The organism is Streptomyces sp. NPDC048659 (assembly GCF_040650575.1).
Lineage (GTDB): Bacteria > Actinomycetota > Actinomycetes > Streptomycetales > Streptomycetaceae > Streptomyces.
On sequence record NZ_JBEZHM010000009.1, the window covers coordinates 76,942 to 100,005 of the forward strand.

The 23,064-nt window shown below is 72.4% G+C and carries 25 protein-coding genes; 23 read left to right on the forward strand and 2 right to left on the reverse strand.

The window, feature by feature from the left end:
* The first annotated feature begins 15 nt into the window (after positions 1-15).
* From AB0C99_RS09925 to AB0C99_RS09940, 4 genes are all read left to right on the forward strand, one after another.
* Positions 16-531 (forward strand): LuxR C-terminal-related transcriptional regulator, encoded by a 516-nt coding sequence (locus tag AB0C99_RS09925; RefSeq protein ID WP_362472052.1) that lies wholly within the window; start codon positions 16-18, stop codon positions 529-531.
* A complete protein-coding gene (locus tag AB0C99_RS09930) occupies positions 528-1,196 on the forward strand; it encodes a hypothetical protein (protein WP_362472054.1) in 669 nt (222 codons plus the stop codon). Before AB0C99_RS09925 ends, AB0C99_RS09930 begins: the two co-directional genes overlap by 4 nt.
* On the forward strand, positions 1,193-2,902 hold the full coding sequence (locus AB0C99_RS09935) for an MFS transporter (RefSeq protein WP_362472057.1): 1,710 nt from the start codon (positions 1,193-1,195) through the stop codon (positions 2,900-2,902). Before AB0C99_RS09930 ends, AB0C99_RS09935 begins: the two co-directional genes overlap by 4 nt.
* A gap of 95 nt (positions 2,903-2,997) precedes the next feature.
* Positions 2,998-5,133, forward strand: a complete 2,136-nt coding sequence (locus AB0C99_RS09940) for a tetratricopeptide repeat protein (RefSeq protein WP_362472060.1) — start codon at positions 2,998-3,000, stop codon at positions 5,131-5,133.
* Positions 5,134-5,180: 47 nt separating this feature from the next.
* On the opposite strand, the gene AB0C99_RS09945 is transcribed toward AB0C99_RS09940, so the two are convergent.
* Positions 5,181-6,146: a Twin-arginine translocation pathway signal gene (locus AB0C99_RS09945; protein ID WP_362472063.1), complete on the reverse strand. Its 966-nt coding sequence runs from the start codon at positions 6,144-6,146 to the stop codon at positions 5,181-5,183.
* 703 nt (positions 6,147-6,849) lie between these two features.
* Between AB0C99_RS09945 and queC the strand changes: the two genes are divergently transcribed.
* The 15 genes from queC (at position 6,850) to AB0C99_RS10020 (ending at position 18,597) form a co-directional block, all read left to right on the forward strand.
* Complete coding sequence (queC, locus tag AB0C99_RS09950) at positions 6,850-7,560, forward strand: 7-cyano-7-deazaguanine synthase QueC (RefSeq protein ID WP_362472066.1); 711 nt, start codon at positions 6,850-6,852, stop codon at positions 7,558-7,560.
* Entirely contained in the window at positions 7,557-8,225 is a 669-nt protein-coding gene (locus tag AB0C99_RS09955) for a 6-carboxytetrahydropterin synthase (protein WP_362472068.1), read from the forward strand. Before queC ends, AB0C99_RS09955 begins: the two co-directional genes overlap by 4 nt.
* Positions 8,222-8,956, forward strand: coding sequence for a 7-carboxy-7-deazaguanine synthase QueE (locus AB0C99_RS09960; protein WP_362472071.1), 735 nt, complete (start codon positions 8,222-8,224; stop codon positions 8,954-8,956). Before AB0C99_RS09955 ends, AB0C99_RS09960 begins: the two co-directional genes overlap by 4 nt.
* Complete coding sequence (locus AB0C99_RS09965) at positions 8,953-9,435, forward strand: DUF6884 domain-containing protein (RefSeq protein WP_362472074.1); 483 nt, start codon at positions 8,953-8,955, stop codon at positions 9,433-9,435. The genes AB0C99_RS09960 and AB0C99_RS09965 overlap by 4 nt, the downstream gene beginning before the upstream one ends.
* Positions 9,432-9,989, forward strand: a complete 558-nt coding sequence (locus AB0C99_RS09970) for a phosphoribosyltransferase family protein (RefSeq protein ID WP_362472077.1) — start codon at positions 9,432-9,434, stop codon at positions 9,987-9,989. The genes AB0C99_RS09965 and AB0C99_RS09970 overlap by 4 nt, the downstream gene beginning before the upstream one ends.
* Positions 9,986-11,113, forward strand: coding sequence for a glycosyltransferase family 4 protein (locus tag AB0C99_RS09975; RefSeq protein ID WP_362472080.1), 1,128 nt, complete (start codon positions 9,986-9,988; stop codon positions 11,111-11,113). Before AB0C99_RS09970 ends, AB0C99_RS09975 begins: the two co-directional genes overlap by 4 nt.
* Positions 11,114-11,188: 75 nt before the next feature.
* Positions 11,189-11,875 carry a PIG-L deacetylase family protein gene (locus AB0C99_RS09980; protein WP_362472082.1) on the forward strand — a complete coding sequence of 229 codons (687 nt, stop codon included), beginning with the start codon at positions 11,189-11,191 and terminating at the stop codon, positions 11,873-11,875.
* A complete protein-coding gene (locus tag AB0C99_RS09985) occupies positions 11,875-12,603 on the forward strand; it encodes a WbqC family protein (protein WP_362472085.1) in 729 nt (242 codons plus the stop codon). The genes AB0C99_RS09980 and AB0C99_RS09985 overlap by 1 nt, the downstream gene beginning before the upstream one ends.
* Complete coding sequence (locus AB0C99_RS09990) at positions 12,600-13,232, forward strand: GTP cyclohydrolase I (protein WP_362472089.1); 633 nt, start codon at positions 12,600-12,602, stop codon at positions 13,230-13,232. The genes AB0C99_RS09985 and AB0C99_RS09990 overlap by 4 nt, the downstream gene beginning before the upstream one ends.
* The gene (locus tag AB0C99_RS09995; RefSeq protein WP_362472092.1) at positions 13,229-13,900 is read left to right on the forward strand and encodes a thymidylate kinase; all 672 of its coding nucleotides are present in this window, start codon (positions 13,229-13,231) and stop codon (positions 13,898-13,900) included. The genes AB0C99_RS09990 and AB0C99_RS09995 overlap by 4 nt, the downstream gene beginning before the upstream one ends.
* Positions 13,897-14,940, forward strand: coding sequence for a radical SAM protein (locus tag AB0C99_RS10000; protein WP_362472094.1), 1,044 nt, complete (start codon positions 13,897-13,899; stop codon positions 14,938-14,940). Before AB0C99_RS09995 ends, AB0C99_RS10000 begins: the two co-directional genes overlap by 4 nt.
* Entirely contained in the window at positions 14,937-16,046 is a 1,110-nt protein-coding gene (locus AB0C99_RS10005) for an aminotransferase class I/II-fold pyridoxal phosphate-dependent enzyme (protein WP_362472097.1), read from the forward strand. Before AB0C99_RS10000 ends, AB0C99_RS10005 begins: the two co-directional genes overlap by 4 nt.
* Positions 16,037-16,708, forward strand: a complete 672-nt coding sequence (locus AB0C99_RS10010; protein WP_362472100.1) for a 3'-5' exonuclease — start codon at positions 16,037-16,039, stop codon at positions 16,706-16,708. Before AB0C99_RS10005 ends, AB0C99_RS10010 begins: the two co-directional genes overlap by 10 nt.
* Before the next feature lie 18 nt (positions 16,709-16,726).
* The gene (locus tag AB0C99_RS10015) at positions 16,727-17,452 is read left to right on the forward strand and encodes a thymidylate kinase (protein WP_362472102.1); all 726 of its coding nucleotides are present in this window, start codon (positions 16,727-16,729) and stop codon (positions 17,450-17,452) included.
* On the forward strand, positions 17,449-18,597 hold the full coding sequence (locus AB0C99_RS10020) for an IMP dehydrogenase (RefSeq protein ID WP_362472105.1): 1,149 nt from the start codon (positions 17,449-17,451) through the stop codon (positions 18,595-18,597). The genes AB0C99_RS10015 and AB0C99_RS10020 overlap by 4 nt, the downstream gene beginning before the upstream one ends.
* A 37-nt stretch (positions 18,598-18,634) precedes the next feature.
* Here the strand turns inward: AB0C99_RS10020 and AB0C99_RS10025 are convergent, their stop codons facing one another.
* Entirely contained in the window at positions 18,635-19,129 is a 495-nt protein-coding gene (locus tag AB0C99_RS10025; RefSeq protein WP_362472108.1) for an NUDIX domain-containing protein, read from the reverse strand.
* Between the two features lie 165 nt (positions 19,130-19,294).
* Here AB0C99_RS10025 and AB0C99_RS10030 point away from each other — a divergent pair, with 165 nt between their 5' ends.
* The 4 genes from AB0C99_RS10030 (at position 19,295) to AB0C99_RS10045 (ending at position 22,957) form a co-directional block, all read left to right on the forward strand.
* Entirely contained in the window at positions 19,295-20,287 is a 993-nt protein-coding gene (locus tag AB0C99_RS10030) for a hypothetical protein (protein WP_362472111.1), read from the forward strand.
* On the forward strand, positions 20,284-21,900 hold the full coding sequence (locus tag AB0C99_RS10035; RefSeq protein WP_362472114.1) for a PEP/pyruvate-binding domain-containing protein: 1,617 nt from the start codon (positions 20,284-20,286) through the stop codon (positions 21,898-21,900). The genes AB0C99_RS10030 and AB0C99_RS10035 overlap by 4 nt, the downstream gene beginning before the upstream one ends.
* Complete coding sequence (locus tag AB0C99_RS10040) at positions 21,897-22,556, forward strand: HAD family phosphatase (protein WP_362472117.1); 660 nt, start codon at positions 21,897-21,899, stop codon at positions 22,554-22,556. Before AB0C99_RS10035 ends, AB0C99_RS10040 begins: the two co-directional genes overlap by 4 nt.
* A gap of 149 nt (positions 22,557-22,705) precedes the next feature.
* On the forward strand, positions 22,706-22,957 hold the full coding sequence (locus tag AB0C99_RS10045; protein ID WP_362472119.1) for a hypothetical protein: 252 nt from the start codon (positions 22,706-22,708) through the stop codon (positions 22,955-22,957).
* Positions 22,958-23,064: the final 107 nt, after the last annotated feature.

Genomic DNA, 23,064 nt, shown 5'->3' on the forward strand with positions numbered 1-23,064 from the left:
CGACCAGGAACCCAGATGACCACCTCCGCCACCGTCGCCGCCCCGATCACTCCGCTCACCCGGGCTCAGAAGCGGGTCGCCGCCCACCTCGTGTGCGGGCTCACCAACCCGGAGATCGCAGGCGAGGAACACCTGTCCGGTGACACGGTGAGCTCCCACGTCCGGGTGATGCGCGAGAGCCTGCACTGCCCTCCGCGCTCCTCCCGAGCGGTTCTCGCCCATACCCTGCTCAGCCACCAGCAGGTGCCCCCGCCCCCGCCCCCGCTGCTGCGTCGCGCCTTCGAGGCGGACGCGGACGACCTCCTGCTCATCCGCGCGATCGCCGAGCACTCCCGGCCGGACGACATCGCCCGCGCAGCGCGGATCCCAGTCGGCGAACTCCGTACCCGGACCGACGGCCTCGCGCGCAGGACGGGCGCCAGCAACGCCGCGCACCTCATCGGGCTGGCCCACACCCACGGCATCCTCGGCGGCGAAGCAACCACCACCGCTGAGCAGCCCCCGGTACAGCCCGCCGGAGCGGTGCGATGAACACCATCACCCCCGGCACCACCGCCCTCGCCGACACGACAGTCGACCGCGACGGCCGGGCGACGTGGGCATACGAGATGCGGCCGATCGTGACGGCCGCCGACCGCGAGGCGGCCGCCGCTCTCGTCCAGGACCGCGGCCTGTGGCTCGCCCGGCGCGGCCACGACGCGCCCACCGCCCTCCACGTCGCCGCCTTCCGGGACCACCGTACGGAGGCGGTCGGCCTGTACGAGGACGACGGAGGGGACGAAGTCCTCGTCGGCTGCCTCCTCCTGCACCAGGAGCCGGATCTGCGGTCGTGGGCCCTCGACGACCCGGCTCCGGCCCTGAAGGTCTCCCTGGCCTACACCGCGCCGGGCCGCACCGACCGGGTCGGATGGCTGATGACGCTGTGGCTCGCCGCCTACGCGGCCCGCACCGGCATCGACTACGTGTACGCCGAGGCCCCAGGCTGGAACACCGGGCCCGACGGAATCGGCGGCCGGCTCCTGGGGTACCTGCGCGACCTCGGCTGGCACGTCCTCGGCTCCGGTCGTACACCGGACGGTCACCGGGTCGCGCGTATCCGCCTGCCTGCCGCTGCCTCGCCCGGTCTGGCTGCGCTCATCCACTCCACTGTCCCCGCCGTGACGCGACGCGGGGCCGAGGAGGACATCGACCGATGAGCACCCTCACCCGGCCAGCGGCCGGACTCGTGCCACCCCCGCCTGCGGGCCGCGCTCTGCCCCCGCGAGCGCGGGCGCTCCGCCCGGCCCTGGCTGCGGCCTCGCCGCTGAAGGACCCTCACGCACTCGCCGCCTGGCGGGGCACCATCGACCGGACTGTCCTCGCGGGCTCCGGCGAGACCCTCTCCTTCGTGCTGTACGCGCCGACCGGACCCGGCGGAGACCCGCACACCGACCTCGCCGCCCAGCAGTTCGCCGAACGGCACCGGCCTCTCGTCGTGGACCGGATCGTCGACACCATGGCCCGCGACGGCCAGGCGAGCACCGACCAGCCGGAGCTCCGGCGCGGATACGCCCGCACCCTGCGCCTCTCCGCCGACCACCCTCTTCCCTCTTCCACAGGCCTTCGGAGGCGCACTGTGACGACGGCCTCCGACACAACCGCCACCCCGGCGGCACCGGGCGGCAGTCCGTCCGCCCGGCATGCCTTAGCCGCGCTCCTGGTCGGTGAGGGCACCAGCTACGCGGGCACCGCCGTCCACCAGTTGGCGCTGCCCGCCCTCGCCGTCCTCCAACTCCAGGCCACTCCCGGCCAGATCGCGCTCCTGGCCTTCGCCGCGAAGCTCCCGGCGCTGGTCGTCTCGCTGCCGGCGGGCGTCGTTCTGGACCGGTATGCGATACGCGCCGTGCTGCTCGTTACCGACCTCGCCGCGGCCACCGCCGTCCTGGCGATACCCGCCGCTGCCGTTCTCGGCCAGCTCACGATGCCCGCCCTCTATGCCGTGGCCCTCACCCTGGGTATCCTCTCCGTCCTCCACAGCGCCGCCACGATGGCAGCGCTGCCCCGCCTCGCCGGCCCCGGGCTGCTGCACCAGGCCCATGCACGGCTCACCGCCGCGATCACCGTCGCCGGCACCGCCGGGGCAGGTCTGGGAACGCTGCTCGTCGCGGCAGTCGGGCCCGCCCGAGCGATCCTCGCGAACGCGGCGTCCTTCTTCGTCTCCGCGTGGTGCGCGACCCGCATCCGTGTCCTGCCCGTCCCCACCGCGCGGGGAAAGAGGCCGTCGATGGTCGGCGAGATCCGCGACGGTGTCCTCCACAGCGCCCGCCACCCTCTGCTGAACCCCCTGCTCCTGGCCTTGGCCGGTACGGGCTTCGGCACCGGACTGGCCAGCACGTACCTGGCGTACTACCTGCTCACCACGGCGCAAGTCGGCGCAACCGGCCTCGGCATGATCATGGCGGCGAGCAGCCTCGGGGGCCTTACCGGAGCACTGCTCGCCCCCCGCCTCGTCCACCACTACGGCCCGGGCGTCGTCCTCAGCATCGGACTGACGGTCTACGCCCTCACCCACGCTGCACCACTCATCGCCGGACCTGGGCTCGCATGGCTGATGGCCCTCGCCGCCGCCGGGTGCGTGCAGCACGCCGCGGCGTGCGCCGTGGGTACCACTCAGCGCTCCGTGCAGCAGTCCGTCAGCCCGCCCTATCTCGGGTCCCGGACCTTGCAGACCTCCTTCTGCGTCATCGCCGGCAGTGAGACCCTCGGCGCCCTCGCCGCCGGTCCCCTGGCCTCTCTCACCAGCGTGCTCACCACCATGCTGATCGGCCTCGTCCTGCTGGTCCTGGCGCCCTGGGTGCTGTGGCGCTCGCCCGTAGGCCGCTTGGCCGTCATGCCCACGCCCGTGAACGCGAGGACCGCCTGACCTCCCACGACGCTCGCGGTACCAGGCCGCGGCCGCCCGTGCTCGGCGAGAACGAGATCTGACCACCAACGGACACGACGAAAGGCTTCTCGGTGATGACCGAGCCGACCCCCGGGGCCCCGCGCCCGCCCGTGGCGGTGACCAACACGATCACGGGGGACTCCAGCCTGCACATGGCCGTTCAGGCCGGCACGATCGGCTCGGTCCACCTCCACCAGCCCCAGCATTCCCCGCCCGTGCCCCGCCAGGTGCGGCCGGTTGCCGCCTCGTGGACCGATCGCGAGCGGGAGCTGACCGGAATCACCGCGTGGATCGCGGCACAGCACGACTACGTCGTACCGGTCGTCCTCATCCACGGACCCATCGGTGTCGGCAAGACGTCCTTCGCAGAGCGGCTGGTCCACAGCCTGGCCAGCCGCTACCCCGGCGGCCAGCTCCACGCCGACCTCGGGAGCGCGGAAGGGCCGGCCCGCGTGAGCGATGTCCTTGGCCGCCTCTTACGCTCCGTGCAGCCCGGACCGCTGCCCGCCGGCGGCGAGGAACTCGCCAACTGGTGGAGGTCGGCGACCGCCGCCCGCCCGCCGGTCTGCCTGCTGCTGGACGGCGTCACTCACGCCGACCAGATCCGCGCCCTGACGCCCGGCGGTGCGGGCCACCTCGTCGTGGCCACCAGCCACCGTCCGATCCCGGAGCTCTCCGCCGAGGGCGCTGCCCTCCTCGCCCTCGGCCCGTTCGACCCCGGCGCTGCCCGCGCCTACCTGTCCCGCTGCCTGGGCCCCGACCGGCTCCACCAGGAGCCTGAGGCGGTCACCAGGCTCATCGCCCTCACTGCCGGCCTGCCCGCAGGCCTCGTCCTGAGCGTCACCCAGCTCACCCGCAACCCCACCCGCCCCCTGTCCGCCGTCGTCGGTGCCCTCGACGCCAGCCGGGCCCGAACCGCCGCCACCAGCCCTGGAGCCCTCGTGTCCGCCGCGCTCGACACCGCGTACTCCGACCTCGACCGCACCGCCGCCCGCCTCTACCGCAAGGCCGCGTTCCTGCCCGGCGACACGATCGACAGCCACCTCGCCGCCGCCATCACCGAGCGGACCCCCGCCGAAGCCGGTGCCGACCTCGCCGACCTCGCCGCCTCGGCTCTGCTCGTCCGGGACACCGACCACCCCGTCCGCGGACCCGTCTTCAGGTACCCGGGCCCCGCCCTGGCCCACGCCCGCGCTTACGCCGCCCGGGAGGAGACCGACGGCGCCGACACCGAGGCTCGAGTCCGCGCCGCCGACTGGTACCTCGCCACCGCGACCGCGGCCGAGCGGCTGCTGACCCCCAGCCACCGGCGCCTCGACCGCACTTACGTCTACGCCCCCCAGCACCCCGCGGAGTTCACCGACCGGCGCGCAGCCCTCACCTGGCTCGACGCCCAGTCCGCCGACCTCATGGCCAACATCCGCTCGGCGTACGCCGCCGGCCGGTACGGGACGGTGTGGCAGCTCGTCCACGCCATGTGGCCCTGGTGGCGCGCCGCCAGGGTGTACGACCTCTGGATCGAAGCACACCGCCTCGGGCTGGAAGCCGCCCACCTCTACAACAACGCGCTCGCCGAGCAAGAGATGCGCAACGCCCTCGGCGTAGGGCTGCGCGGCATCCACCGTTTCGACGAAGCGATCGAGTGCTTCACCGAGGTCCTCGCCGCGGCCCGCGCTTGGGAAGACGCCCGAGGCGAGGCGCAGGCGCTCCACGAACTCGGTGCGACCACCTACGAGGCCGGCCGCCCCGAAGAGTCCATCGGCTACCTGGAACAGGCCCGCACCCTGCGCGAGAGCCGAGAAGACCGCCGCGGCGTCGCCCTCACCGACATCCTCCTCGGCCAGGTCCACCTCAACCGCGGCAACACCACGGCGGCCATCGACGTCCTCGCCTCCGCCCGCGCCACCCTCACCGAGGTCGCCGACCCGCACGACGCGGCTCGCGCCCTCGCCTGGCTCGGCCGAGCGCACTCCGTGGCCGGCCGCCACCAGGACGCCGACCAGGCGGGGCGGCAGGCACACGAAGAGTTCGCCGAGCACGGCTCCCGGCAGTGGACCGCACGCAGCCTCGAGATGCTCGGCCAGACCGCAGCCGCTGCCGGACGGGACCAGGACGCGGTCTCCCTCTACACCCAGGCGCTGGAGCAGTACAGCGGCCTCAGCGCCGTGGACGCGGAACGCGTCCGCCGACAGCTGGAGGCGGCCCAGTGAGCAGCGAAACCGTGAACTACGTCCGCCTCCTCGGAGGTAGCAGTCGGCTACGCGGCTGTGCCGTCGGCGCGGATCGGGGCCGGAAGGGTACGCAGGCGCTCGGCCAGCTCGGTTGCCGAGGCGATCGTCGAGCTGTCCAGCAGGTGCCCGAGGCGGGTCAGGCGGTTGCGGGCGGTCGCGCGGAGCCTCGGGGGAGGGATGAGGTCGAGAACGCCCAGCGCGCGGGTCGCCGCCTGATCCGGTGTGTCCCGGGCCTCGGCCAGCGCGAGAACGAGCGTGGCCGCGACCCACGCCGGGGTCTGGTCGGGGGCGGCGGCGATCGACTCATGGGCGACCGCGGCTGCTCGATCGAAGCGTTCGAGGGTCAGGTACGCCTCGGCGACGTGGAGACGGTGCTCGGCACGGTCGTAACCGAACCGGCCGGGAAGTTCTGCCACAGAGCGCATGATCTCGTCGCTCTCGCTGACCACGTCGTCGGCTTCCTCGGCCCGTTGCAGGGCGGCGAGGGTGGGCAGCAGCGCCCAGCCCAGGAGCTGCGCGCGGCGCAGGCCCTGGGGGGCGTGCTGGAGACCGTATTCGGCGTGGAGGCGGGCGTGGTCCCAGTCCTGGCGGGCGGTGGCGACCATGGCCAGTGCCCCGCTGGCCCAGGCGGTCAGCGCCGGTTCCTGAGTCGATTCGCCCAGGGCGCCCGCCAGGGTGAGGTGGGTGCGGGCTCCGGCGCGATCGTCCAAGTGGTAGGAGAGGTTGCCGAGGAGGGCCGACAGCCAGCCGACCTGCCGTCGAAGTCCGCGTTCGGTCTCGCGGTCGGCCGCTGCCGTCGCGGTGGAGAGCAGGTTGCGGGTCCCGCGGACCTCTTCGAGCAGGACAGCCGGCGGGTGTTTGCTGTAGTTGAGTGCGTAGTGCTCTACGGCCGCCTCGGCCAGGGCTACGAGTGCCGGGGAGCCGCCGGGGGCGTCCAGCACGGCCCACTGGACGGATTCTCGGATGGCGGGCAGCCCGCTGGCGGTCGTCATGGGGTTCCTCCGGGCGGTATTCGTCTCTTCGCGCTGGTGCTGACCGTAGTGGAGTTGCGGCGGGGTCGCGCAGGTGCTGCACCACAGGCAGCGTGTTGCCAGGCCGAGTTGTTCGGGTCGGGCCCCGTACGCCCGGGAGATCATCAGCCGGTACTCGTCCCCGGGCTCCTCCTGGCCGTGCTCGTACCGGCACAGCGTGGCCGGCGTCAGGCCCGGCGGGAGCAGGCCGTCAGCCAGGTAGACCGCAGCCACCTCCCGGATCGCCTGGGGTCGGGACCAGCCCAGTGCCAGTCGCCAGGCCTCCAGCGCAGTCAGCTCCGGCAGCATCGACCGGAGAGTGGTGACGATCCGCTCCAGGGCATGCCCTTCGCGCTGGCATCGAGCGCGGATCCGGGACGCCTCCCGCTGAATCTCCGCACGACGTTCTCGGGTCACTTTGCCCACGGTCCGCCCCCTCCGCGGCTCGGCCAAGCACCAGTGCCGTCCGGTCCGGGGTGATGCCGGGCGGACATTGCGCAAGCCCGTCAATGTTCCTACGGAACACCGTCAATGACGTCCAGTCAGGCGCGCGTCATCGTGGTGACGGCGTCAGCTGCACGCACTCATCCCGGCTCCCTCAATGTCAGCCGCTTCAGGCTGCACGTCACGAGTCCCACGGGCACCTCTGGGGGACCTGGGCACCAGCCAGGAAGGACTTAGAGACATGACCAGTGCACCGCCGAAGAGCGCGGTACTCATCGCCTCCGGAGGCATGGACAGCGCGGTGACCGCATACGAACTGCGCGCCCGCGGGAGCGAGGTCTTCTTGCTGGCGTTCGACTACGGTCAGCGCCACCGCGTCGAGCTGGAGCACTTGGCGAAGGTCGCCGAGCGGCTCGAAGCGCCCTACGAGACGGTCGACCTCTCGGGCCTCGGCCGCCTGCTGAGCGGGTCGGCGCTGACGGACACCTCCGTCGACGTGCCCGACGGGCACTACAGCGACCAGAGCATGCGCAGCACGGTCGTGCCCAACCGCAACATGATCATGCTGTCCATCGCCGCGGGAGTCGCCGTCTCGCGCGGCGCCGACATCCTGGCCTTCGGCGCGCACGCCGGGGACCACCCCATCTACCCGGACTGCAGGCCGGCGTTCTTCGAGCAGCTCGGCAAGGCCATCCAGGCCGGCAATGAGGGCCATCTCGCCCCCGGGTTCCGACTGGAAGCCCCGTTCCTGCACCTGACGAAGGCCGACATCGCGCGACGCGGCCACGAGCTCGGCGTCCCGTTCGAGCTGACCTGGTCGTGCTACAAGGGCGGCACGGTCCAGTGCGGCACGTGCGGCACGTGCGTCGAGCGCAAGGAGGCCTTCGCCCTCGCCGGCGTCGCCGACCCCACCCGGTACGCCGACAGCTCGGGCAAGGAGGGCTCCCGGTGAGCGGGCAGTGGCGCATTGGCAAGCTCTTCCGCTTCGAGGCGACTCGGGTGCTGGACGGTCGGCACGACGGCCACTCCTTCACCGCCGAAGCGGTCCTCGCTGCCAAGATGCTGGACGACGTGGGCTTCGTCGTGGACTTCGGCCGCCTGGCACCCCTGAAGGCGCACATCGACGCCGTCTTGGACCACCAGTTCCTCAACACCCAGGTCTCCGACGCCAGCGACCGCGGACTGGCCGCCTACCTGACCGCCTGGGCCCGTGAGCACCTGCCGCCCGACATCGCGACGGCTCTGGCGGAGGTCCGCATCCACGTCGGCCGACCTGTCCAGCCGGCCGACGAGTTCGCCGTCATGTTCGAGGCCACCCATCATCTCGTCGGTCTGCCCGATGGGCATCAGTGCGGCCGTCGCCACGGCCACTCTTACCTCGTGACCGTGAACACCGCGGGCGGCGAACCCGCCAAGGTCCCGCAGGTGCTGCGCCGGCACGTCGAAGACGTCCTGGACGGCGTGGTCCTTAACGAGGCCCTGCCCTTCAACCCGACCTCGGAACGTCTGTCCTCGCACCTCGCTGGCCTCTTCGACCGGCAGGAGAGCCGTCCGGTCGCCGTGAGGGTCTCGGAGACGGAGACCAGCTGGGCGGAGTACAGGAGGGAGGCAGCATGACGGCACTCGAGATAGCCGGGACCCTGCCGGAGGGTCTCCTGCCCGTGCAGGAGATCTTCGGTCCAGTCCCCCAGGGAGAGGGCCCGTACACGGGCCGGTGCGCGTGCTTCATCCGCTTGGGCCGGTGCAACCTGCACTGCCCGCCGTGCGATTCGAAGCGGACGTGGGACACCACCCGCTACGACCTGGCGGTGACGTGCCCGCCGCGCGCCGCCGAGGAGATCGTCGAGACTGCCAAGGGCCACGGGGCCGGCTCGGGGATCACGGTGGTCTCCGGCGGCGAGCCGCTGCTGTGGCAGCGCACGGCGGCGTGGCAGCAGGTCCTCGCGGCGCTTCCCGGGGACGTCCACGTCGAGACCAACGGGACGATCTTCCCCAACGCGTTCACGGCGGAGCGTGTGGCCCACTTCAGCGTGTCGCCGAAGATCGGACGCATGGGCGCGGGCGACCCGGCCAAGCGCCGGATCCGCCCGGAGGTCCTCGGCGGCTTCGCCGAGCTGGCGCGGGCGGGGCGGGCGGCGTTCAAGTTCGTGGCGGCCGACACCGGCGAGGTCGAGGAAGCGGCCCAGCTCGTCCGCGAGAGCGGGATCCCGCACGACAAGGTGTGGATTATGCCGCTGGGCGAGGACGACGCCACGTGGACGGCTGCGGGCCGGGACATCGTCGAGCAGGTCATGGGGCACGGCTTCAACTTCACCGGGCGTCTGCACCTGACCCTGGGGGTCCGATGACCGCGCCCGCCACCGTCCAGCCGGGCATCGACCGAGCGGCCCTGCCGACGAACGGCCTTGTGGTGATCGGCTGCTCCCGCCGCAAGCTCCCGGGTACCGACCCCGTCCCGGCGCTGGAGCTCTACCAGGGTTGGTGCTTCCCCCAGCTGCGCGAGCGCATCGCCGGCAGGCCCGAGTTCCGGGCCCGGACCCTTGTCCTGTCGGCCCGCCACGGCCTGATCGGAGCCGACGAACCGATCGCGCCCTATCACCAGGTCCTCACCCCGGAACGGGCACTGAGCCAGCGGGACCTCGTCAGCGCCGTGCTGGCCGAGCACCTGGAGCGACACCCGGCCCAGGAGGCTCTGCTGCTTCTGGAGCCGCTGTACTTCCAGATGCTCGGGCTGCCCCCGCTCCCGGTCGTGCACCAGGTGAGCAACCCGACGGCCCACTGGACGCAGGCAGAGCGCGTGCTGGACGACTGGGGGTGGACGACGTGACCACCCCCGCAGCCGGTGCCCGCGTCTTCCAGGGCAAACGGATCTGGGCCATGAGCCGGGATGCCTTCCTCACCGCCGCGTCGCTCATCGCCACGCACGAGGAAGCCTTCGCCCCCGAGCTCGTGATCGGGCTGGCCCGGGGCGGAGTCCCCCTCGCCCAGGAGACGGCACGCATCCTCGGCATCCCGGCCGTCGAGGTCCGAGCCCGGCACAACGTCTCCGACCTGGTCGGCATCCAGGCGACCGGCGAGGTCGAGGTCGACGAAGCGACCCTGCACGCCGCAGCCGCCGCCGTCCGCCGCGTCCTGGTCGTCGACGACATCTGTGGCTCCGGCGCCACCCTGCAGGCCGTCACCACCCTCCTCGCCGATGCCGGCGTCGAGGCCCGCACCGCTGTGCTGTGCCGCAACGACGGCGCCCGCTTCCCCTCCCTGGACACCTGGGTGTGGCCGGTCGCCGACTGGGTCGCCTTCCCCTGGGAGGCCCCGCCCCCGCCCGACAGCACGCCCCTGCCGCTTCCCCGACACGTCCACACCGCCCAGGAGACACCGTGACCCCGCCCCGCAGCATCGCCTTCGTCCTGTTCTCCTACGCCCCCGGCGAGCCCGCCGGCTACGAGCGCTCGGTCGGCGCGCTCGCCGAAGGGTGCCGCCAGCTCGGCATCAAGCCGCTGATCATCACCTCCGGGCCGGCCGAGCCCGGCGACGCCGACCACCCCGACATGGTCCGCCTGTCCTCCCTGACCCTGCCGCGCCCGATCATCAAGCCCGCCATCCTCGCCGGTCTGAAGGACCCCGAGCCGGTCCGCGCCGAACTCCACCAGCTCCTCACCGACCACCAGGCGGATGTCGTCGTCTGGGTCGACGCCCTGTACGGGCTGGGCTACCTGGACGCCGCGCCGCAGGGAGTGCCGACGGTCCTGCAGATCCACAAGGTCCGCGGCGACGACTACTTCGACAAGGCCATCGCCGCGGCCACGGCCGTGTGCCCGATCAGCCCGTTCATGGAGAGCGAGGCCCGCGAGCAGGGCTACGACACCTCCTCCTGGACGCTCGTGCCCAACGCCCTGTTCGCGCCCGCCAACCCGGCGCAGCCCGAGGAACGCGAGCGGCTGCGCGCGCAGGGGCCGGTGCGGATCGTGTCCCGGGCCGAGCCGTACAAGGGGCTCGCCGAACTGCTGGAGGCGCTGCCGGCCGACTGGACCCGCCCGGTCGAGCTCGTCCTGGCGGCCGCCGGGTTCGAGTACTGGCCCGGGATGCAGGACGAGGTGTTCGCAGCGGTGCACGCCGCCGCGGCCAAGCGCCCGGACGTGGTCACGGTCCTGGACGCGCTGCCCTGGCAGGAGGTCCAGCCGTTCTTCTCCGGTGCGTCGGCCACGATCATCGCCTCCTACGAACCGGAGACCTTCTGCAACGCGGCAGCCGAGGCCATGTCCACCGGCGCCCCCGTCGTCGGTATCGGCATCGGCAACCTGCCCCACCTCGTCGGTGACGGCGGCGTCATGGTGAGCGCCGAACAGGGGGCCGCCGGGATCTGGCCGGCACTGGCCGAGCTGCTCGGCGACCCCGACCGATACCACGAGACCTCCCGCAACGCCGTCCTGCGCACCGCCTTCCACTCGCCCACCGAGGTCGTCCGGCAGCTCCTCGACGCCGTCGGCACCCCCCTTCAGCCCTGACCGAGACATCACCCGTGCAGCCGCCCGGCAGGGCGGCCCCGTTCCGCTCCCACGGCAAGAGGAGAAGAGAAGGAAATGGTCTTCGGACTGACCCCCGGCGACAGCGTGCTCGTCGTCTCGCCGCACCTGGACGACGACGCCCTCGGCGCCGGCGGCACGATCGCCCGGCTCACTGCCGACGGCATCGACGTCCACGTCCTGGCGATCTGCTGCCACACCCACCCCAGCAGCGAACCCGCCATCCGCAAAGCGGAGTTCGACGAGGCGTGCACCGTCCTCGGCGTCACCTCACACCACACGGCCTGGATCGACACCGCCGCTGCTGCCAGCCCGGGCACGCACATGCGCGAACTGGTCCACCTCATCGAGGCCGGCCCCCGCCTGAGCCTGCGCGAGCTGCGGCCTTCGGCCCTGCTCCTTCCGGCCGCCGGCTCCTTCCACCAGGACCACCAGGCCGTGCACACAGCCGGGATCGCCGCAGCCCGCCCCTCCCCTCACGCCCCCAGGCTCGTCCTGGGCTACGTCGGGCCCGAGGACGCCGCCTGGGCCCAGCACGCAGACGCTGCCCGACGGCCGCTGGCCGTGGACACCTCCGGGGTGTGGGAGACGAAGGCCAAGGCGCTCACCTGCTACGCCACCCAGATGCGCGAAGCCCCGCACCCCCGCTCACTGGCCACCATCCGCGCCCTGGACACCGCCGCCGGATCTTTCGTCGGCGCCGCGATGGCCGAGCTGCTGACCGTGTACCGGATGGTGGTCTGATGCCCGGCCGTGTCCTGGTCGTCCACCAGCCCGCGTACTGGCCCTGGTGCGGCTACTTCTCCCGGCTCCTCGACGTCGACGAGCTGATCCTCCTCGACCACGTCCAGTTCGCCGAGCGCGGCTGGCAGCACCGCAACAACATCGCCGACCGCGACGGCCGCTCCATCCGGCTGACGGTCCCGGTCCGCCGGGCCTTCGGACAGCCCCTGGCCGAGGTGAAGATCGCCGAAGCCGACCTCCACGAGCGGCACTGGCGCACGGTGAGCGAGACCTACCGGCGCGCCCCGCACTTCCAGCGCTACGCAGACCGGCTCCAGGAGCTCTACGCCCAGCCGTGGACGCATCTGGTCGACCTGAACGAGGCCGTCACCCGGCTGATTCTCGACGCGCTCGACCTGGACGTGCGGCTCGTACGCACCAGCAGCGCGCCGCCGTCCGGCGCCAAGACCGCCGCGCTCGCGGATCTGTGCCGCCGCCACGAGGCGGGCGTGCTGCGTGTGGGGACCGGAGCGACCGGATACCTCGATGCCGACCTGCTGAGCCGGGCCGGCATCGGGATCGAGGTCGCGACCTACGACCACGTCCCCTACGGGCGCACCCGCAACCGGGCGGCCCGTCTGTCGGTACTGGACCTGCTGATGCACGAGGGCCCCCGTGCCCGCACTGTCCTGGAGGCCGGTGCCCGCACGGCCTCCTTCACCCCCGAGCCGCGTGAGGTGCCCGCATGACCGCCGACCTGACCGCCGGCCCGGCGACGTCCTCCGCCGCCCCGGTCCTTGCCCCCGGGAGCATCAACCAGGGCCGGGTGGCGGACCTGTACCGGCAGCTGTTGAAGGAACTGGGCGAGGACCCCGACCGCGACGGTCTGAGGGACACCCCGGAGCGGGTGGCCCGCTGGTGGGCGGAATTCCTCGAATACGACCCGGGCCGCACCGACACGACCTTCGTGCACGAGGAGCTGCGCGCGGGCGGCCAGGAGCTCGTCCTGGTGTCCGGGATCGTCGTGCCCTCGCTGTGCGAGCACCACCTGCAGGGCATGGAGCTCACCATCACCGCCGGGTACCGGCCGCAGGGACAGGTTCTGGGCTTGTCCAAGATCGCCAGGATCGCCCAGGCGCACGGCCACCGGCTGCAGCTGCAGGAGCGCATCGTCAACGGCATCGCCGAAGACCTGATGCGGGTCAGCGGTTCCCCGGATGTCGCGGTGGCAGCCTCCGGCACCCACTCGTGCATGAGCGCCCGCGGGGTCCGCGAAACCGGCGCCGTGACCACGTCCACCAGCACCCACGGCGCGTTCACCACCGCGGGCCCGCTGGCGAGCCTGTTCCTGAACCTGGCCGTGAAGGGCGCCCGATGACCGCCCGTCGGCCCAGGCTGGGGCCGGTGTGGGTGACGCTCGAAGGGGCGAACGGCGTCGGCAAGACCCACCTCGCCGCGCTGCTGCGACAGCAGATCGCAGGGTCGGTGGTCCTCGACGAGCTGCCCGACGCGGCTCCGAACCGGCTCCCCGGCCAGGTCATCGCCGCGCTCGCCGAGGACGGTGATCCGTTCCTTCGCACCGGGCACCCGCTGGCCGAGACCGTTGCGCTCCTTGCCCTCGCCGTCCGCCGCCGCGAGGAGGGGGCTCCTGATGCGACGGTCGTGATCGAAGACCGCGGGAGCGACAGCGTCGCCGTCTACCAGGCCCTCACCCTGGCCGAGTCCGACGGCTACGACCCCTACACCCACGCGCAGCGCCTGCTGGCCATGGCCGACCGGTGGCGCCCGGGCAGCGACCTCACCGTGCTGCTCACCGCCGGCATAGAGACCCGCCGCGCCCAGTGGTCCGCGCGGCTGGGCCGACCTCTGACCGACGACGAGGGCCACCGCGCGCACGCGGTGGCCCGGCTGTACGAGCAGATCGCCGCCGCGGACCCGGACCGGTACCTGGTCCTGGACCTGTCCGAGCAGACCGCCGCCCAGGCCCTTCCCGCCCTCGTGGGCGCTATCCGAGCCGTCACCTCTCCGGCAGGAGTCCCGTCGTGAACCCGAACCGCCCCATCACCTTGCTGTGGTCACTGCGCAGCCTGTGCGACCTGGCCTGCCCCAGCTGCTACTTCGGCGACCCGCTCATCCACCAGATCAAACCGCCGACGAAGACCGGGCAGCTGTCGCACATCTCCCCCCACGACCTCAAGCGCCGCGAAGTCCTCGCCTTCGCCCGGACGCTGAAGGACTCCGCCGTCGGCCGGATCTTCGTCGCCGGCGGCGAGCCGCTGAACTGGCCCGGCATCCTCGACACCCTGAAGATCATCAAGGATGCGGGGATCGAGGTCATCGTCTGCACCAACGGCATCCCCCTGAACCGCCCGGTGTTCCTGCAGTCCCTCCTCGACCTCGGCATCGACGCGTTCTCGGTCTCCCTGGACTCCACCGAAGCGGAGTTCAACGACTGGATGCGGCCCGACCCCAAGGGCAAGCACGGCTGGCAGGACGTCGTCGACGGCATCCGCGCCCTCATCGCCGCCCGCACGCAGAACGGCCCCCGGGTCGGTCTCTACACCGTGATCACCCGCCGGAACATCGAACAGGTGCCCGCGATGGGCCGCTTCGCCGCGGAGCTCGGCGCCGACTACTACGTGCCGCAGCCCATCGCGCTGGAGGACGACCACCCCCACCACGCCGAGCTGTCTCTGCGACCCGAGGACACCAGCGCGCTCACCGATGCCTTCGCCGAGTTGTACGCAGCGGACCTGTCCCTGACGCTGCCGGAAGGCGCCTACCCGGGTCAGGTCATCGCCGGTGTCCCCCGGACGACGTCCACGGCAGTGGGCTGCTTCGGCGGGCGCACGCTGCACTTCATCCAGCCCGACGGCGCGATCTGGGACTGCGTCTCCTCCCTGCGGATCGACGCCACCCCGGCCTCCGCCCACCGCACCATCCGCGGGCACAGCGCCGCCGACCTGTTCCCGACCCCCGCGGGCTGCGCGAGTGACTGTCCGCTGGCCTCCTACGAATGCGTCAACATGTGGCCGCTCATGGGCTTCGACCGCATCCTCACCCCGACCGCCCGGAGCTCAGCATGAACCCCACCACGTCGACCGTCGCGGCGATGCGCGCCACCGCCCTGGGCCGCATGACCGAGCTCCTGGACCGCAGCCCCGACCCCGTAGGCGACGAGCACGCGCGCGCATTCGAGGCCGAGCTCGCGGACCGCTTCGGCACCGCGCACGCCGTCGCCCTCTCCAGCGGCACCGCGGCCCTGCACACCGCCCTGGCCGCCTACGGCATCGGAGATGGCGACGAGGTCCTGGTGCCGGGCGCGTGCGTGGTGATGACCCTCGTCGCGATCCGGCTCACCGGCGCCATGCCGGTCCTGGTGGACTCCGCGAACGGCGAGCTGGACTTCGACGACCTGGCCGCCAAGACGAACCCGCGGACGAAGGCCGTCCTGCCCGTGCACCTGGCCGGCCGGTGCGCCGACCTGGCGCGGCTGACCGCCTACTGCGCCGACCGGGGGCTGCGGCTGATCGAGGACGCCTGCCAGGCCCAGGGCACCCGGTACGACGGCCGGTGGGCGGGGACCTTCGGGGACGCCGGCTGCTTCTCCGCCAAGGACGGCAAGCTGCTGTGGTCGGGTGAGGGCGGCTACATCCTCACCGACGACGGCGGGTTCGCCGCCCGGGCCCGCAGCTTCGCCACCCACGGCTTCCTGCCCGCCCCCGGCCAGCCGGCCGGCAGCAGGCTCGGACACAACTACCGGATGCCCGAGCCGGTCGCGATCATCGCCCGCGGCAACCTTGCCCGGTTCGACGAGCTCCTCGCCCTGCGCCGCCGACAGACCCGGCACCTCCTCGACGCCGTCGCCCACGTTCCCGGCCTCACCCCGATCCCGCCGGACGCCCGGCTCGACTGGAACGGCTACGCGCCGCTGCTGCGCGTGGAGCTGGAGCGGCCTCGGGAGTTCTGCGCCCGCCTGGCCGAGCAGGGCGTGGCCAACTCCGTCGGCACCTACGGGCTGACGACCGCCGACCGGCTGCCGTCCCTGCAGAACCTGGGCCTGTCCGCGTGCCCGGCCGCGCGAGCCGACCTCGATACGACGCTGGCCGTCGTTGTCCACGAAGGACACACCGAGGCGCGCCTGGACGAGATGGCGCGGATCATCACCGAGGAGGCACGCCAGTGGCGTTGACCGATCCAGACCTGCTCGCGGCGACGTTCGTGGGCATCGACTTCGAGACGCTCAACCCGGCCGGCCGCCGGCCCGAGCCGATCGAGATCGCCGCCGTCGCAGGGAAGCTGACCGCGACCGGCTCCTGGCAGGAGGACGGACGGTTCGAGCGGTTCATCCGGCCGCCGGTCGACGTGCCCTTCACGTCCTTCGACACGGCGCAGACCGGCATCACCGCGGCCATGATCCAGCAGGCCGATGGCGCCGCGGTGACCCTGGCCGCGCTGGAGGAACTGTTCGCCCACCCCCCGTACGTCCTCTTCGCGCACAACGCGCCCTACGAGGCCGGGCTGATCTACGACCAGGAGGCCGCCTGCCCCGTACTGGCACGTCTGCCGATGCTCGACACCGTGCGGCTGGCCCGCACCGTCTACCCGGACCTGCCCCGCCACCGGCTCGACGACGTGCTCAGCCACCTCGGCATGCCGCCGCCCGCCGGACGGCACCGCGCCATGCCCGACGTGCTGGCCACCTGCGCCGTGTTCTCACGGATGGTCACCGACGGGGCGCGGGCCGGCCGCTGGTCCACGCTCACTGATCTGCACCGCGTGGCCGCTATCGAGCCGAAGGCCCTTCGCGACGACGCCCGGGCCGCCGCCCCCCAGCAGGACTCCCTGTTCTGACCGAAAGGAGACCACCTCGTGCATCCCCAACCCGCGGGCAGCGAGGACCCGGATCGCCGGGGTGTGCTGGTGTCCTTCGAGGGCATCAGCGGCACCGGCAAGAGCCACCTCACCCGCCTGGTCGCACCTCGTCTCGACGCGCCGCTGCTGGTCGAGGAGTTCTCTTCCCGCCGCACGCGCGCCGACCTCGGCAGCCGCATCATCTCCGCGCTCGCCGCGGCCGCCGACGGAGACCGGTTCCTGCGCGGCGGCTTCCCGGCCAGCGAAACGCTGCTGCTTCTGGCCGTCCAGCTGCACACCTGGGAGACCATCCGGGCCCCGCTGCACACCGGCCGTACCGTCCTCGAAGGACGCAGCCTGCACTCGGTCGCCGTCTACCAGGCCGCCGCCCTCCATCCCCGCGACGACACCGCGGCCCTCGAGCAGGCCCGGGCCCTGATGCGCGAAGCGACCGCCTGGCGGCCGGCCCCCGACATCACGATCCTGCTCACCGACCACGTCGGCACGGCTCTCGGCCGTGCCGAGCAGCGCGACGGCCGCCCCATCAGCGCCGCCGAGCGCGCCGTCCATGAACGCTGCGCCCGCCTCTTCACGGAACTGGCCGCCAACGACCCCCGCGTACGGCACCTTGACCGCGCCGCCCAGCCCGACCCGCAGGCGGCAGCCGACCTCATCACCACCTGGGTCACCACCGCCCACCCGCAGCCCTGGCCCTCCCCCGCTCTCGAAGGAGTCCCGGCATGACCCGCCGACCGATCCGCTTCGCCCTCGGCTACGACGACGTCCTCCTGGTCCCGCAGCGCACCGCGGTGACCAGCCGGAAGAACACCGACCTGTCCACCACCCTGGCGCCCGGCCTGGACCTGGCCATCCCGCTGCTCTCCGCCAACACCCCCTGGTGCACGGAGGGCCCCATGGCCACGGCGATGGCCCTGGCCGGCGGCCTCGGCGTCCTGCACCGCGCCTGCACCCCCGCCCAGCAGACCGCCCAGCTGGAGATGGTGAAGAACACCGCCGTCCCGGCGACGGCGAGTACGGCCAGCATCGGCGGGGACGGACGGCTGCGGGCGGCGGCCGCAGTCGGCGTCACCGGCGACTGGAAGGAGCGGGCCGCGATGCTCGTCGACCACGGCGTCGACGCGCTCGTCGTGGACGTCGCACACGGGCACGCCGACTACGTCCTGACCGTGGTGTCCGCGCTGAAGAAGCAGCACCCGAACGTGGTGGTAATCGGCGGGAACGTGGCAACTGCGGCCGGTACCCGCGACCTGATCGAGGCAGGCGCCGACGTCGTCAAGGTGGGGATCGGGCCTGGCGGCATCTGCACCACCCGCCTGGTCGCCGGAGCCGGCGTGCCGCAGCTGACCGCCGTGATGGACTGCGCGGACGCAGCCGCCGAGTACGGAGTGCGCGTCATCGCGGACGGCGGGATCAAGAACTCCGGCGACCTCGTCAAGGCCCTCGCGGCCGGGGCGACGACCGCGATGCTCGGCAGCGCCCTGGCCGGCGCCGACGAGAGCCCCGCCCGCCTGGTCGAGGACGGCGGACACCGCTTCAAGGTCTCCACCGGGTTCGTGACCCACGGGATGCAGCTCAGCCTGAAGAAGGCCCGCGGCGAGACGGTCACCCAGGCCGAGCTCGACGACTACCTGCCCGAGGGCGTCGAGGGCACACACGAGGCCACCGGCACCCTTGAGCGCACCCTGCACCCGTTCCTGGCCGGGTTGCGCTCGGGCCTGACCTACTCCGGTGCCGCCAACCTCGAACAGCTCCGGCAGCGGGCGGAGTTCGTCCAGATCAGCGCGGCGGGCGTCGCCGAGAGCCGCCCGCACGCGCTGCGGCGTAGCCGGCAGCTCCCGCTCGTCTACCGCGCCGAGCCCGCCCGGTGAGCCGCGCCTCGGAGCCCAGCCGGGTGCGGGCCGGCTGTCAGCGCGCGGCGGCTTCGGCAACGCGCCCGAACAGGTCCTTGGCCTGGACCCGCAGGTCCTCGGCGATATCGGGTTGCTCGGCGATCTCGGCCTCGGTGAACCAGCGCACCTCGTGCACCGGCTCCGACACCGGTCCCGCACCCTCGGCGACGGCCAGGAAGAGGTGGTCGATGTGGATGTGCGGCTGCCGCGTGTGGTTGTCGGGGCTCACCGTCAACTCCTGGACCCACCACGGTGCGGGCACCAGCGGGTGCGGTGCCCCGGCGGGCAACTCGCTCGACGGGCCGGCCACCAACCGGGTCTTCCAGCCGGTCTCCTCGCTGTTCTCCCGCAGCGCCGCCTCGGCGGCGTTCTCCCAGTTCTCGACGTGTCCGCCGGAGAGCATCCAGCACTCCAGTCGCGGGTGCCAGATCAGCCCGAGCCGCCACCCGTCGTCCGTCAGCCGGAAGACGAACGAGCTGGCCGTGGACTCCTTGACCTTCTTGTCGCTCATGCGCGGGGACAGTCCCATCACTCGATCCCGTGAGGCCGCCCGGGCGGCCCTTCATCCGGCCATCGAGCCTTCCACACCCGCCCCCACACCAAGGCGCATTCACGCCACATTCCCCCGCCCGCGCCGCCGCACCGCCCGCGGCACGAAGCACGGAGGCCTCTGACGATGGACACCCTGTGGCGCGATCTCGTCGTCCAGGACTACGAGATCTCCCGGCCCGCCAGCACCCTCCTGGAGTTCGACCTCTACACCACCTCGCTGATGTCCTGGCCTGCCACCTGGATGAACGACCCCACACCCTTCGGCGTGCTGCGCCGCCCCGGCATCGTCGACATCGACCGCTCCGTCCACGACCACCTGGTGAGCCGCCTGGCCGACCATCTCGCCGATCCCACCCGGGCACAGACCTTCGTCACCCGGGCGGTCGGCCACCGCGAGCGGACGGCCGCGGCGCTCGCGCGCGCCGAGAAGGCCCTCGCCGACGGCTCCGTGTCGACGGCCGGCACGGCGCTGGCGGAGGCGACCGCCGCGTTCTTACCGGTGATGTCGACGCACATCGTGAACTGGCTGCTCCCCGAGGCCCAGTGGGAGGCCTACTTCACCCTCCTGTTCGGCGACCAGGAGCGGGCCCGGGCGTGCCTGCTGGCCCTGTCCACACCAGCGCAGACCGGGCATCTGCTCGCCGCGCACCAAGAAGTCGTCCAAGCCGCCCTGTCCGTCCGGGACGGAGCCGAGCTGGCGACCACGGCCGCTGATCTCGCCGCCCGCATCGGCACGCTCTACGGCGAAGGAACGCCGGCCGCACGCGCCATGCCGTACGAGGACCCCCAACAGGCGGCCGCCCTCGTGCAGGCTCTCGCCGAGAGTTCGGACCCCGAGGCCGAGTTCAGGCAGATCACCGCCGCCCGGGCGCGCACCACCGCGCTGCGCGAGGCCTGGGAGGCCGCGGCACTGCTCGCCGCCGCCGGCGACCGGGACGCCGTCGCCCGTGTACGGGCCATCGTGACAATCCTGGCCTGGGCCTGCGACAGCGAGGAGCGCCGCAAGGTCCTGCGCCACTGCTTCCTCTCCGCCGTCCGCCGCTGGTGCCAGGTACAGGACCGGGACCCGGCCACGCTGACCACCACCGACCTCCTGACTGCCGGAGCCGCCGCGTGAGCATCCTGATCCCTCTCACGGGGTGTACCCCGTCACGTGCCGGTGCCAAGGCCGCCGCCCTCGCCCGGCTTCAGCACGCCGGTCTGCCGGTGCCGGACAGTGTCGTCGTCCCCACCGGCGTCACGGACGGCGCTCTGGCCGGGGCTGTGGGGCAGGTTCTGGCCTGGGCCGAGCGGCGCGCCCCCTACGGACTGATCGCCCGCTCCTCCGCGCCCGGCGAGGACGGCGCCACCGCGTCCTTCGCGGGCCTGTACTCCTCGGTCATCACCCCGTGCACCACGCCCCAGGTCCTCGCGGCACTGCGCGAGGTCCGTGCCTCCGCGAGCACACCGGTCGTCACCCAGTACGCCGCCGCGCGCGGGCTGACCCCCGACGGCGAACTCGCCGTGCTCATCCAGCCCGTCCTACGCCCCGCCCTCGCCGGCGTTCTGGCCGCCGTCGTGCACGACGGGTTGTGCGTCAGCTGGCGGATCGAGGCGGTACGCGGCCTTGCCGAGCAACTGGTCAACGGGACGCAGACCGGGGAGATCCACATCGGCCGCGGACCGGTCACCGACTCCGTTGCCTGCTCTTCTCAGGCGTTCCTCCACCTGCCCGGCACGCAGGAGGAGTTCGACCTGCCGCCCGGGGAATGGATCACCGCGCCGAACGCCGGGCGCGGTCCGGCCCGCGCAAAGGTCGCCGGCTCCGCCGCTGGCGTACTCCAGCTGCGAACTCCCCGCGAGTGGGTGAAGGAGCCGGTTCTCCTCCCGGGCCAGAGGGAGGAACTGCTCAGTCTTGCCGCAGGCGCGGCCCAGGCGCTGAGGCTGGAGCAGATCGACATCGAGTGGGCCATCACCGCCCAAGGGCCGATGGTTCTCCAAGCTCGCCCGCTGACCCAGCCGATCAGTGCCGCGGCCGCGCCCCAGCCCCCGGCCGGTGGCTGGGCCGGCCTGCCCGCGGTCACGGGCACCGCGACCGGCCCGGCGGCCCACCTTGGAGCCGCGACGCCGCCAGACGGTGCCGTTCTGATCTGCCGCGCCCTCGGACCCGAAGCCGCCGCCGCACTGCTCGGCGGGCCCGCCGCCGTGGTGTCGACCACCGGCGGCCCCTTGTCGCACACCGCGATCATCGCGCGTGAACTCGGCATCCCCTGCGTCACCAACGTGCGCGAGGCACTGGACCAGATCCCAGAGGGCATCGTCCTCGAGGTCGACGGATCCGCAGGCACCGTCCGCCCGGCCCCCGCCATCCCCGCCCCGCGGAAGGAGACCGGGCCGGTGTCGTACGACGATGCCGCCGTCGTGACCACCCTCATTCCCCCGATCCACGCCGCCGACGGGCGGAGGGCCACGCTCGTCCTTCACGACCCCCGCTCGGCCGACCTCGACGTACTGGTCCGCGCGGTCACCGCGGCCTCCGAGTCCACCGAACCCCTGGGGATCCTGCTCCCCGACGGCGTACCCCCCTCCCCCGTACTGGTGCCTCAGCACCCCGGCTTCGATTTCCGTTACACGAACGGGCTGCCGGTGCTGTGGCCGAAGGGCGTCGGAGACATGCCCCGCCGCGTCGTCGCGCTCGATGTCGACAGCCACGTGATCTTCGAACGTCTCGTCGACAGGAGTGCCTCATGACCCACCCGTCCGCCGTCAGCCCGCAGTCCCCCGTCCCCAGAGGCCCGTACGCTGCCGTGATCTTCGACTTCGGCGGCGTGCTGACCACACCAATGGACGACACGGCCCTCTGCTTCGCCCGCGAGATCGGGTTGCCGGACGACGCCTACCGTCATGCCGTCGCCGTCGACCCCACCGGCCGCCAGCTCTATGCGCAGCTCGAACGCGGCGACATCTCCCAAGAGGAGTGGAACACCGGAATCGCCTCCCTCCTCGGCATCGACGGCACCAACCTCATGGGCCGTGCCCTGGCGACCCTGCGCCCGGAGCAGGCTATGGTCACCGCGGCCGCTCAGATCCGCGCCACGGGAGTCCGTACCGCGATCCTGTCCAACTCCATGGGAATGGCCCCGCACAACCCCTATGCGCCCTGGGCTCTGGAGGCCTCGCACGACGTCGTCGTTCTCTCCGAGCAGCACCGGATGCGGAAGCCGGATCCGGAGATCTACGAGCTGACCCTGGAACTCCTCGGCCTTCCGGGATCGGCGTGCATCTTCGTCGACGACAACCCGGGCAACCTCGTGCCGGCCCAGAAGCTCGGCATAACCACCATCCACGCCACCGACCCGGACCGCACCGTCGCCCAGCTCCGCCAGCTCATCCCATACCACCAGTAGTGCACCGCCGAGCTGGCAACCGGGCGTGAGGGCCCTGGAGCTGCTGCACGAGGGACCGAACGCCGCTTCCATCCTCCGTGCCCTGCACGGACCGAGACGAAGGTCAGCGTCTGATGACAAGCCTGGACAATTTGATCTCGCGGCCGGGCGTGAGCGGCGACCGAATCGCCGACCTGTGCCAACAGCTCCAGGAAGTGGTGGGGGAAGACCCGCAGCGCGAGGGCCTGCAGAGCACCCCGCAGCGGTTTGCCCGCTGGTGGACAGAGTTCCTCGACCATGATCTCGGAGGCACGGACACCGTCTTCGAGGAGGACCTGGCCGCCGGCACCGACCGCGTCGTCGCCGACGGGGGCACCCTGGGCATCCAGCTGCTCGCGGCGGCCGGGGCTGGGCAGCGGTGAGCGGGCGAGCGCCCGGACAGGGCCGTCTTTCGCTGAAGGCAAGCCCGCGTGTGCTGGTGAGCGGACCGGTTCTTCCTCCAGGGAACGTACCTGCTGCCCGGGACTCC